At 35.7% G+C, this 11,004-nt stretch carries 12 protein-coding genes and 1 pseudogene; 11 read left to right on the top strand and 2 right to left on the bottom strand.

Annotation, left to right across the window (positions count from 1 at the left end; genetic code table 11):
- Positions 1 to 22: 22 nt before the first annotated feature.
- A complete protein-coding gene (locus DEU39_RS12820) occupies positions 23 to 1,240 on the top strand; it encodes a hypothetical protein (RefSeq protein ID WP_120232165.1) in 1,218 nt (405 codons plus the stop codon).
- Between the two features lie 62 nt (positions 1,241 to 1,302).
- Here the strand turns inward: DEU39_RS12820 and DEU39_RS12825 are convergent, their stop codons facing one another.
- Positions 1,303 to 3,012: a T9SS type A sorting domain-containing protein gene (locus DEU39_RS12825; protein WP_228436749.1), complete on the bottom strand. Its 1,710-nt coding sequence runs from the start codon at positions 3,010 to 3,012 to the stop codon at positions 1,303 to 1,305.
- Between the two features lie 243 nt (positions 3,013 to 3,255).
- Here DEU39_RS12825 and rpmB point away from each other — a divergent pair, with 243 nt between their 5' ends.
- The 7 genes from rpmB to DEU39_RS12860 all read left to right on the top strand — a co-directional run bounded on the left by rpmB (position 3,256) and on the right by DEU39_RS12860 (position 6,829).
- Positions 3,256 to 3,498 (top strand): 50S ribosomal protein L28, encoded by a 243-nt coding sequence (gene rpmB / locus DEU39_RS12830; protein ID WP_002976757.1) that lies wholly within the window; start codon positions 3,256 to 3,258, stop codon positions 3,496 to 3,498.
- Between the two features lie 6 nt (positions 3,499 to 3,504).
- A complete protein-coding gene (rpmG, locus tag DEU39_RS12835) occupies positions 3,505 to 3,687 on the top strand; it encodes a 50S ribosomal protein L33 (protein WP_027373683.1) in 183 nt (60 codons plus the stop codon).
- 20 nt (positions 3,688 to 3,707) lie between these two features.
- Complete coding sequence (locus tag DEU39_RS12840) at positions 3,708 to 3,860, top strand: DUF4295 domain-containing protein (RefSeq protein ID WP_002976755.1); 153 nt, start codon at positions 3,708 to 3,710, stop codon at positions 3,858 to 3,860.
- 85 nt (positions 3,861 to 3,945) lie between these two features.
- Positions 3,946 to 4,902, top strand: coding sequence for an MBL fold metallo-hydrolase (locus DEU39_RS12845; protein ID WP_120232167.1), 957 nt, complete (start codon positions 3,946 to 3,948; stop codon positions 4,900 to 4,902).
- A gap of 157 nt (positions 4,903 to 5,059) precedes the next feature.
- The gene (locus tag DEU39_RS12850) at positions 5,060 to 5,527 is read left to right on the top strand and encodes a RidA family protein (protein ID WP_120232168.1); all 468 of its coding nucleotides are present in this window, start codon (positions 5,060 to 5,062) and stop codon (positions 5,525 to 5,527) included.
- Between the two features lie 15 nt (positions 5,528 to 5,542).
- Entirely contained in the window at positions 5,543 to 6,496 is a 954-nt protein-coding gene (ftsY, locus tag DEU39_RS12855) for a signal recognition particle-docking protein FtsY (protein ID WP_120232169.1), read from the top strand.
- A gap of 72 nt (positions 6,497 to 6,568) precedes the next feature.
- Entirely contained in the window at positions 6,569 to 6,829 is a 261-nt protein-coding gene (locus DEU39_RS12860) for a GlsB/YeaQ/YmgE family stress response membrane protein (protein ID WP_034694983.1), read from the top strand.
- Positions 6,830 to 6,906: 77 nt separating this feature from the next.
- Here DEU39_RS12860 and sppA read toward each other — a convergent pair whose 3' ends face one another.
- A complete protein-coding gene (gene sppA, locus DEU39_RS12865; RefSeq protein WP_120232170.1) occupies positions 6,907 to 8,664 on the bottom strand; it encodes a signal peptide peptidase SppA in 1,758 nt (585 codons plus the stop codon).
- A gap of 20 nt (positions 8,665 to 8,684) precedes the next feature.
- Here sppA and folK point away from each other — a divergent pair, with 20 nt between their 5' ends.
- The 3 genes and pseudogenes from folK to DEU39_RS12880 all read left to right on the top strand — a co-directional run.
- Positions 8,685 to 9,101, top strand: a complete 417-nt coding sequence (folK, locus tag DEU39_RS12870; protein ID WP_062676203.1) for a 2-amino-4-hydroxy-6-hydroxymethyldihydropteridine diphosphokinase — start codon at positions 8,685 to 8,687, stop codon at positions 9,099 to 9,101.
- A gap of 17 nt (positions 9,102 to 9,118) precedes the next feature.
- Positions 9,119 to 10,234: a hypothetical protein gene (locus DEU39_RS12875; protein WP_062676204.1), complete on the top strand. Its 1,116-nt coding sequence runs from the start codon at positions 9,119 to 9,121 to the stop codon at positions 10,232 to 10,234.
- 54 nt (positions 10,235 to 10,288) lie between these two features.
- Positions 10,289 to 11,004 (top strand): annotated as a pseudogene (locus DEU39_RS12880) (OmpA family protein); the annotation flags it as partial.

An 11,004-nucleotide genomic window follows, 5' to 3' on the forward strand; every position in this document is an offset into this window, starting at 1 on the left:
AAAATTACTAGGTACGGCTAAAATGAAAGCAAAAATATTCAGATACAGATATTCTGTTATTTTTCTGGTGTATTGTATTACAGTATACTTTCTGAGTAAAAATGCCAGTCTTGTATTTGAATGGAAGGTAATCATGGAAGATTTTTCCATTTATGATGAGTATTATTATCTGGGCAAACCCACGGCTTACATGCCTCCTTTATATCCTTATTATTTACTTTTAATAGAAAGTATTGTTAAGACACCGCAGTGGATTATGATTTCATGTATTCTGCAGTCTGTCATTTTATTTTTCTCAGTTTTAGTACTTGTTCTTTCTTTTGAAAAAAATGCAATAAAAAAAAATAGATATTTCTTTGCTTTTGGGTGTATTATTTTTTTTCCGCCTATTCTTTTAGGCGCTACAAAAATCAGTTCATTTGCTCTTACATTATCTGTATTCTGCATTTTCTTTGCTTTAGTATTGAAATTATCACAGACGGTCACTGCAAAAAGTATAATATTAATTTTAATATTTTCAATAGCAGGGCTGTACCTCCGGTTTGAATTTCTGTTCTTAATGATCATCTCAGCAATTATGCTGATCGGATATAAGAGAATGAAATATTACAACCTTCTGTTTGTTTTCGCATTTATTTTCATTGCTTATCTTCCATGGTGTATAAGAAACTATGAAAAAACGGGAGTATTCCATTATTCAACTTCTCTCAATTATAATTTTGCAAAGGGCAACAACGAAAAATATGATATTTTCTCAAGTGAAAATCTACCGTATGATCCAAAAAAAAAATTATTATTAACCGATGAATATCTCCGTCAGAATTTTACAGATGAAAAACAAATAGATCAATATCTGAAACAGCTTAATAAAAATTTTATTTCGGAGCATCCGGAACTGTTTATTAAAAACAGTTTTAAAAAAATAGGAATCAACTTTTTAAATTATTATCCAGGAAACTATAATTTCACAAGCGCTTACATAATGTATCTGTACTCTGGTATTTTACTGGTTTTTAGTTTGCTTTTTATTTACACAATCATTAAAAAGTTAAAATTAAGATTTTCATTTGATGCTGTATATACAGGAATCATTTTCATTTTTTATTTACTGTTTTATTCAATAGCACCATTACCGAGATATTTCCTGTTATATTTTCCTTTATTTTTTCTTTTTGTATTTCAGAACTTCGATGGTAAACTCCACTCATATTTACTGAAAATCAAAAAAACAAACAGATAGAAAAGAGAAAAGCCAGCTGGACGTCTGGCTTTTCTCATTGATAGAAGATAGAATTGATTCAATTACTTAATCGTAAGCTTTCTGGTGGTTATTTCGTTTTTTATCTTCAGTTTTAATAAATAGACTCCTTTAGATAAATGAGAAACATCAATAGACTGATCTCCATTGATACTGATATTCAGTTTTCTTCCATCCATAGAATACATTTCGGTTTCCGAAACTTTTTCTCCTTTGATATATACTTTATCTGACGTAGGGTTGGGATAGATAACAAGCTGCTTTTCAGATTTAATTTCCGCTGTTCCCAGCACACTTTGTGCAGAAGCGTCAGAATATACTTTTGCAGCATCAATTGATTTTACACTCCAGTATACATTCTGGACAGCCGGATCAAGCTCCAGAAACCATGATGATGTTGTTACTATGTATTTTGCAATATCATGAGCTCCCTGTGTAGATCCTACGGTAATTTCATAACGCAAAGCATTCACCGGAGTTCTATCGTCGGATGCGCCACTCCAAGTAAAATTGAAACGATTTCCGTTTTTAGTCAGATTCAGTTGCGTTGGTGCTGCAGGTTTTGCGTTTGCTTCTGCAGCATTATTTTTAAATACTTTAGTCAGTGAAGGCAGATCTGAAGCAGACCAGTCGAATCCACCCAATAAGATGTCCGGATGATGATCATTATTAAAATCAAAAAGCTGCACCAGCCCTGGACCTCCAAGCGCAGTAATACCCGTTACAGTTCCTTCATTGAATGTATGATTGGAAACATCATAGATATAGGTTTTCACTACAGCATTATAATTTTCATTTCCTGAAATGATAAGGTCATAGTAGCCGTCATTATTTAAATCTCCGACACTTAATGCAACATCAGAAATATCGCCTGCTTGAATTATATGAGGAGTTAATGCTCCGGTACCATCATTCATTAAAACAGCAGAATAGGCATCATCGTTGGCATCTCTTCCAATTACCACGATATCCTGAAAACCATCTGCATTAAAGTCTGCAAAATCTATTTTACCCACTGCTACAGGCGCAAGATCCTGTGTAGGAGTCAGAACTCCAGCCTGGTTCATATATACTTTGGATACCGCATCACCATTAATATCCGATCCTATAATCACAAGATCCAGCAGGTTGTCGTTATTGAGGTCTACTACTTTAAAACTTCCACTCTGAGTTCCATCTATCCAATTTTCCGTAAGATCAAAACCGGCGCCTGTGTTTTTGTAATAATCCAAGCTATTTCCAAAACCTCCTCCATGAGCATATTGAGTTCCATTAATGGCATAATCAGGTTTCCCATCATGGTTAAAATCAAAAACTTCCAGAGAACCATAAATTTTACCAGGCAGTTCTGCTTCTTTTACAAATCCTGTCCCGGTATTTTTGAATCGGTATTGTTTATAATTAACAACATCCATATAGCTGAGTCCTGTAGAAATAATATCCATCAGACCATCATTATTATAATCAATAAACTTAATATCTCCAAGATGGGTTACATCAGCTCCCAATCCTACAAATGGCAATAAGGTTGTCCCATTATTCTGATATACTTCATTATAGGTACTGTCTACATTTCCGTCCCCATCAGAATCTATTGCTCCGTTGAGCACAATATCAAACGTCCCATTGTTGTCTATATCCGCAATATCAGCTGCAGAATAATAAAAATTATTCATGCTGGTCTGTACCTCAGTAAAGTTCTGAGCCATCAGACTGGCTGGTATCATAGACCATAGAATATAAATCCTCCTCATAGTTGTTTTTATTTAGATTAATTAAAAACAAAGATAGAATATTAAATTCTGAGGGTAAAAAAAAGGCTGTATGAAATATATCAGCACCCTTTATCTGCTGTATCCCAAGGATTCTGCTATTTTAAAAATTCAATATTATTAATCAGCCACTTATTTGCAAATATTTTCCAAAAGATTTGTCTATCTAAAAAATTCTTCGTTATTTTGCACTCTCAAATATTATACAAATAAGAACATCGAGATATGTCAAGAATTTGCCAAATAACAGGAAAGCGTGCAATGGTTGGTAACAACGTTTCTCACGCTAATAACAAAACGAAGCGTCGTTTTGAAATTAACTTATTAGAGAAGAAGTTTTACCTTCCGGAGCAAGATAAGCACGTTACACTGAAAGTATCAGCTCATGGATTGAGAGTGATTAACAAGATTGGAATCGAGGAAGCTATTGAAAGAGCTACTAGAAACGGATTGATTAAAAAGAATTAATAAATCATGGCAAAAAAAGGAAATAGAGTTCAAGTAATCCTTGAATGTACAGAGCACAAAGAAAGTGGTATGCCAGGAATGTCTAGATACATTTCTACAAAAAATAAAAAGAACACTACAGAGAGATTAGAGCTTAAAAAGTATAATCCAGTTCTTAAGAGATCTACCCTTCACAAAGAAATTAAGTAATTTATAAATAATAACTTACCATGGCAAAGAAAGTAGTAGCAACCCTACAAAGCGGTCAGTCTAAGAAGATGACTAAAGTGGTGAAAATGGTTAAGTCTTCTAAATCAGGAGCTTACGTTTTCGAAGAAAAAGTAATGAATGCTGACGAAGTAGACGGTTATTTAAAAAAATAATCAATACTTTGTTTACAATATAAAAAAACTACTCATTTTTTTGGGTAGTTTTTTTGTTATATTCGTTTCATAAAAAAAACACATTATGAAGCAATTCTTTATTTTATTTTCCTCCCTATTATTCACTGGATCTTTATATCATTCTCAAAGTCTTCAAAACAAAGAAAGCGCTCCTGGGAATGTAAAAATTATTGTTTTAGGAAATGTACAGGACGCAGGGTCACCCCAGATCGGATGCCGTAAAGAATGTTGTTTGGACCTCTGGAAACATCCTCTGCAAGACAGGAAAATAACTTCTCTGGGACTTATTGATAAAGAGCTGCAGAAAAATTATATCTTCGATGCCAGTCCGGATTTTACCCAGCAACTGCAATTCCTGATGGAACATACAGCCATTCCGAAGAAAACGATACCTGATGGTATCTTTATCACCCATGCTCATATCGGACATTATACAGGTCTAATGTTTTTGGGGAAAGAAGCTATGAATTCCAGGGATATTCCTGTGTACACCATGCCACGGCTTAAAAAGTTTTTCGAAAACAATGGACCGTGGTCTCAGCTGATCCGTTTGCAGAATATTGTTCCTTATGAGATGCAGAATGAAACACCAATACAGGTGAACTCTCATTTGGAAGTTACTCCTATACAGGTTCCTCATCGTGATGAATATTCAGAAACGGTTGGTTTCATCATTAAAGGGCCTCATAAAAAGGCGTTATTCATTCCGGATATAGACAAATGGAATAAGTGGAAATACAATATTACAGATCTGATAAAAACAGTAGATTATGCATTTCTGGACGGTACATTCTATGACTCGGAAGAAATAGGCTACAGAAATATTGAAGATATCCCGCACCCATTTGTAGTGGAGAGTATGGAACTGTTTAAAAGCCTGTCACCTGAATATAAAAAAAGAATTTTCTTTATCCATTTTAATCATACCAATAAAATTTTAAATTCGGAAAGCAAACAAAGTAAGCAGGTCATAGAAAAAGGTTTTAATATTGCACGAATGGGAGATGAGTTTGAATTATAGCGACAATCAGTTTCATTGAGGAGACAACAATAAAACTCCTGATAAGTAGCTTCAGGAAATAAAAATAATAAAGACTTTGTTTACATATAAAAAAACAACTCCTGTTTTGGGTAGTTTTTTTGTTATCTTTGCTCACCAGATTATTAATCAGTAAAGTATGAAAAAGATACTTGTTCTGGCCTGTACAGCAACTTTTCTATTTTCATTCAGTCAGAAAACAATGAATTCTGTAGAATATAAAAGTTCGCCAAAAGTTTTCACTATTAAAGGATTATCACAATCAGTAAGTATTGACTGTGGAAATTCTAAAATGATTTTATTATCCGGACAGGTTCCTCTGAACTCTGAAGGTAATCTTGTGGGAAATACTATTGAAGAGCAGACGCAGCAGGTTTTCAAAAATATTGAAAACATCCTGAAAGAATATGGAGGTACAGGAAAAGATATTATCAAACTGGTAATTTATACCACAGACATCAAAAAAACACCTGATTTCAGAAAAGTAAGGGATTTGCATATCAACCTTCAAAACCCTCCCGTAAGCAGCCTTGTGGAAGTGAGCAAGCTTTTCAGAGATGACGTGCTTATAGAAGTAGAAGCCACAGCAGTGATTAAAAATAAATAAGAATAAACTAAAACTATGAGTTGGTTTAAAAATATTTTCAAAAAGGAAGAAAAAGAAACCTTAGATAAAGGATTGGAAAAATCCAGCCAGGGATTCTTTGAAAAAATGACGAAAGCCGTAGTCGGTAAAAACAAAGTAGATGATGAAGTTCTGGATGATCTGGAAGAAGTACTGATTGCTTCCGATGTAGGAGCCTCTACCACTATCAAAATCATTGAAAGAATTGAAGAACGTGTTGCCAGAGATAAATATGTAGGCGTCAACGAACTTGACAAAATTCTTCGTGATGAGATTTCAGGATTATTGCTTGAAAATCCGCATGCCGGTACAGGAAATATCGATACTTCCAAAAAGCCATACGTCATTATGGTCGTAGGGGTAAATGGAGTTGGAAAAACAACAACCATCGGAAAACTGGCTCATCAGTTCAAATCAGAAGGTAAAAAAGTAGTTCTTGGAGCTGCAGATACCTTTAGAGCTGCTGCCGTTGATCAGCTTGTTATCTGGAGTGAAAGAGTGGGTGTTCCTATTGTAAAACAGGAAATGGGATCAGATCCCGCTTCAGTAGCCTTTGATACAGTACAAAGTGCTGTAGCTCAAAATGCAGATGTTGTCATCATTGATACTGCAGGAAGACTTCATAACAAGATCAACCTGATGAACGAGCTTTCCAAGATCAAAAGAGTAATGCAGAAAGTAATTCCTGATGCCCCTCATGAGATTCTATTAGTACTTGACGGTTCTACAGGACAGAATGCTTTCGAACAGGCAAAACAGTTTACAGCGGCAACAGAAGTAAATGCTTTAGCAGTAACTAAACTGGATGGAACAGCCAAAGGAGGCGTTGTAATCGGTATCTCCGATCAGTTCCAGATTCCGGTGAAATATATCGGTGTAGGCGAAAAAATGCAGGATTTACAACTTTTTAATGGTACGGAATTTGTAGACTCATTCTTCAAGAAAAGATGATTTATATCATGTTTTCCCTTATATTAGTAACAAATCATTTTTAAAATATTAACAATAAAAAAATTTGCAACTATGGGAATTATTACATGGATCTTATTCGGTCTTATTGCAGGTGCTATCGCTAAAATGATCATGCCTGGAACTCAGGGAGGAGGATGGCTAATCACTATTATCCTTGGAATTCTGGGAGCATTTGTAGGAGGAGCTATAGGAGTTTACGTTTTACACTGGGGAGATGTTACCTCATTCTGGAATCCAAGAAGCTGGATTCTCTCAATCGGAGGAGCTTTAATCATTCTCTGGATTTACGGAATGGCCACAAAGAAAAGCTGATAGTAAAGCTGATAAAAAATAAAATCCCGGATCTGAAATTTCAGGTCCGGGATTTTTGTATACAATATAAAATTTAGTTAGTCGTTAATTCTAATCTGATATGGCATCTCCATTTTCACCTCAGATTGTAGTTTCTTATCTATAATCTGCTGCAGAATTTCATAGTTGGATTTACCAATCTTGTTCTTGATAATTCTGGCAGAAACGTCCTCTTCATTCAGGTCTTTAAAGATTTGCTCGAACGGAGTCATTCTCTTAGGGAAAGCCTCTACATGATAAGATTTTAATCCTGCTTTCTGAGCGGCAAATTTCACAGCATCAGTTAAAGTACCCAATTCATCTACCAATCCTATTTGCTTGGCACGAACACCACTCCATACTCTACCGCCTCCTACATTGTCAATCTGCTCAAAAGTTTTCTTTCTGTTTTGGGTTACAAAATGAACAAATCTCTTGTAAGTACCTTCTACACTTCTTGTCATCATATTCACTCCATAAGGCGTCACTCCGTTTAACCCGGAATAATACATAGAGTTGGCATTGGTAGAAACAATATCTGCACGGATTCCGTTTTTAGCCGCAATATCTTTATAGTAAGGCATTACTCCGAACACTCCGATAGAACCGGTAAGTGTGTTAGGCTCTGAATAAATTTTATCTGCAGCCATTGCTACATAATATCCTCCTGATGCCGCATAGTCTCCAAAAGATACGATCAGTGGTTTTTTCTTTTTCAGCTGCTGTAACTCAAATAGGATCTCATCTGAAGCATTAGCACTTCCTCCCGGAGAGTTGATTCTGAAAACAACCGCTTTCACTTTATCATCATCCTGAAGTTTTTTAATATACTTCACATATTTCTCAGAATGAATATCATTGTATTCATCTCCGTTATTAATAGATCCTGAAGCATACAGTACTGCGATCTTTTCGCCGGATTTATCTTCATCCGCATAAGAATTGATATAACTTGTCAAAGAAATCTTGTTCAGTTTTTCGTCATTTTTTACGCTTAACTTAGCCTTAAGAAGATCTTCGTATTCTGATTTCTGAATCAGTTTATCTGCTAGTTTATATTTTAAGCTTTGCTCAGGAATCATTCCATACAAACTATCTGTGATCATTCTGAACTGAGCAGTATCAATTTTTCTTGAAGCAGCCATTTTATTGGAAGTGTTTTTCCAAAGGTCATTCAAGAGAGTGCTTAACTGTTCTTTATTTTCAGGAGAAATATCATTTCTTAGAAAAGGTTCTACTGCAGACTTGAATTTACCATGACGAATTACTTCAATTCCAATCCCGTATTTATCTGCAAAATCCTTGAAGAAAGCAACCTCTGTAGAAAGACCTTTTAATTCTACCATTCCTGCAGGATGCAGATAATATTGATCAGCAACAGATCCTAAATAATAAGCAGACTGTGATACTCCATTTCCGTATGCATATACAAATTTTCCGCTTTTCTTGAAATCTTCAATGGCGTTTCTCAGATCATCAATCTGAGTAAGTCCTGCAGATAAATAATCAGTTTCTATACTGATTCCTTTAATATTGTCATCAGTTTTTGCTTTATTGATAGCTTCCAGTGCGTCATATATAAGGATACTTTTATTTTGAGCACCCAAGCCGAATAATCCCATCTCTTCTTCAGTAGGGCTATCGATTATATTTGTCTTTAAATTAATCGTAAGAACGGAGTTCTTTTTTACCGCCACCGACTTATCATTCCCCATCGCACTGAACACAAGCATCATAATGAAAAAGATGAAAAATAGAGCGCAAAGTATGATAATTGCTACTATATTTGCCAAAACATTTTTAAAGAAACTTCTCATAAATCAATCAATTTTCTAATATGTCGCAGCATAAGGTCGTTTTGTTACTGGGAAGTAACTTAGGAGAGCAAAAAAAAAATGTAGAGCTTGCATTAAAGATGATAAATGATGCTGGAAATCACATTTCACAAACCAGCGAATTTTTAATGTCTGACCCTGTAGAGTTTGTCAGTTCCAATATTTTTTGTAATATTGCAGCAATAATATTCACTCATCTTTCACCAATCCAACTGCTTGATTGTATTAAGAATATAGAAGTTGAGATGGGAAGAATTAATGATTCAAAAGTATCCGGAGGTTATACTGACAGGATTATAGACATTGATATCATTAAGTATAATGAGTTAAATTTTAAATCAGAAAGGTTAGAAGTCCCTCATAAAAAACATCTTTTTGAAAGGGATTTTTCCAGAATATTATTGAAAGATTTTATTTAAAACATAAAACATATTGTATGAAATTAGGTTTATTATTATTGGCTACGTCATTGCCAATTGCAGCTTTCGCACAGAACAGCGGCACAACAGTAAACTCTTCCACAGAGTACCCTAATACATTCTCCTCAGGTTCCGCTAATGTAAAACCCTTTGACAACAAATCCAGACGTTTCAGAGACTGGTCTATTTCTGTTGGAGGAGGTCCTGCATTTATGGTACACTCCGATTTAAAATCTATCCGCAAGGATAAGACTAATTGGGGTTACAATGCGTACATAAGCGTAGACAAACAAATTACACATGCATTCGGGCTAAGCCTAATGTATATGAGAGGAGAAACGAAACAGACAGCCCAGCTTCCCGGTGCTGCAGGTGTAAAATCAGGAATAGCTACTGCTACAACACAATTTGACAACATCTCTTTATTAGGTGACATCAACTTCTCGAACTTATTCAGAAGAGTAGACAACCACTCTCCATACAGATGGGCTTTCCATGGATATATGGGTATTGGAGTTCAGGGATTCAGAACATCACTACATGATAACGACGAATTCAGATGGAGCAATACTCCAAGAAGAACTCCTTTATTCATTAAACAGGACATTGATATCAACTCTATCTTCTATCAGGGAGGTGTGGGAATAAAGTACAATGTTTCAAAACTTATTGACGTTGAGGCAAGAACCATGTACATTATCAGCGGTGATGATGAATTCGATGGCGGCGGATGGGCAGATCCTAATGATTATGACCCTTCCACTCCAGGTTCAAAATACAACATGTTAAATTCCAGAAGATCTGATAACGCCTGGACAGTAAGTTTAGGAGTATCTTTCAAACTAGGAAAACACGAATCTCACCTTGCATGGCATGATCCGCTTCAGGAAGCATACTACAGAACCAGCGTTCTTGAAAACGCAAGTACTGACCTTGTTGTTTGCGAAAAAGGAGATGCAGACAATGATGGAGTATGTGATGACTGGGACAGACAGCTTGACACTCCTGCAGGTGCAAGAGTAGACGGTGCCGGAGTTGCTTTGGATATGGATCTGGATGGCGTTATTGACCTTTACGACAAGTGTGTAACCGTACCAGGACCTGTTGAAAACAATGGATGTCCAGTTAAATAATTAAAACAAACTTAAACTTCTTTTTCAATAAAAGAAATCAAATAATAATACACGATGAAATTAAGTTTAGCAATTGTTGCATTAGCTTTGGCAATTCCTTCTGCTACTTATGCACAAGACTCAACTGCAGATTCAAATGGAAAATATCCTAATACATTTTCTTCAGGATCTGCCAATGTTACCCCATTTACCAACCAGTCTAAAAGATTTAATGATTGGTCTATTTCTGTAGGAGCAGGTGTTCCCCTTCTTCAGTCAGCAGATTTGACTTCCATTAAAAATGGTAACGGTAAAAACCTTTTTGGGTATTCAGCCTATGTAAGTATTGATAAAGCGATTACCCATGCTTTTGGGATCAATTTACAATATGACAGAGGTGAAACCAGACAAGGATGGTTCAATACTAAAAATGCAGCACCTGATGCATCAGCAGTAGGAGCAAGAACTCAGTATGACGCAATCTCTCTCTTAGGAGACATTAACTTCTCAAACCTGTTAAGAAGAGTGGACAACCACTCCCCTTACAGATGGGCACTTCACGGATATGCTGGTATTGGTACTATTGCGTACAGAGCATACCAGAAAGACGGTAGTAACAGACAGAGACTGATGACCGAAATTAAACCCTTCGAATTAGGTTCTCTGTTCTTTCAGGCTGGTACAGGTGTGAAGTTCAAAGTAAACAGAAGAATCGACATTGAAGGTAGATTAATGTATGTGGTAACAGGTGATGATGAATTTGACGGAGGCGGTGATGCTTACAGCGCTAT

Origin of the sequence: Chryseobacterium sp. AG363, from assembly GCF_003610675.1 — a bacterium.
In the GTDB taxonomy this organism is placed as follows: Bacteria; Bacteroidota; Bacteroidia; order Flavobacteriales; family Weeksellaceae; genus Chryseobacterium; species Chryseobacterium cucumeris.

Coding starts and splice junctions, on each gene's coding strand:
- DEU39_RS12820 (WP_120232165.1), top strand. CDS start 23: ATGAAAGCAAAAATATTCAGATACAGATATTCTGTTATTTTTCTGGTG.
- sppA (WP_120232170.1), bottom strand. CDS start 8,664: ATGAGAAGTTTCTTTAAAAATGTTTTGGCAAATATAGTAGCAATTATC.
- ftsY (WP_120232169.1), top strand. CDS start 5,543: ATGAGTTGGTTTAAAAATATTTTCAAAAAGGAAGAAAAAGAAACCTTA.
- DEU39_RS12875 (WP_062676204.1), top strand. CDS start 9,119: ATGAAATTAGGTTTATTATTATTGGCTACGTCATTGCCAATTGCAGCT.
- DEU39_RS12845 (WP_120232167.1), top strand. CDS start 3,946: ATGAAGCAATTCTTTATTTTATTTTCCTCCCTATTATTCACTGGATCT.
- DEU39_RS12850 (WP_120232168.1), top strand. CDS start 5,060: ATGAAAAAGATACTTGTTCTGGCCTGTACAGCAACTTTTCTATTTTCA.
- DEU39_RS12825 (WP_228436749.1), bottom strand. CDS start 3,012: ATGAGGAGGATTTATATTCTATGGTCTATGATACCAGCCAGTCTGATG.
- folK (WP_062676203.1), top strand. CDS start 8,685: ATGTCGCAGCATAAGGTCGTTTTGTTACTGGGAAGTAACTTAGGAGAG.
- rpmG (WP_027373683.1), top strand. CDS start 3,505: ATGGCAAAAAAAGGAAATAGAGTTCAAGTAATCCTTGAATGTACAGAG.
- rpmB (WP_002976757.1), top strand. CDS start 3,256: ATGTCAAGAATTTGCCAAATAACAGGAAAGCGTGCAATGGTTGGTAAC.
- DEU39_RS12860 (WP_034694983.1), top strand. CDS start 6,569: ATGGGAATTATTACATGGATCTTATTCGGTCTTATTGCAGGTGCTATC.
- DEU39_RS12840 (WP_002976755.1), top strand. CDS start 3,708: ATGGCAAAGAAAGTAGTAGCAACCCTACAAAGCGGTCAGTCTAAGAAG.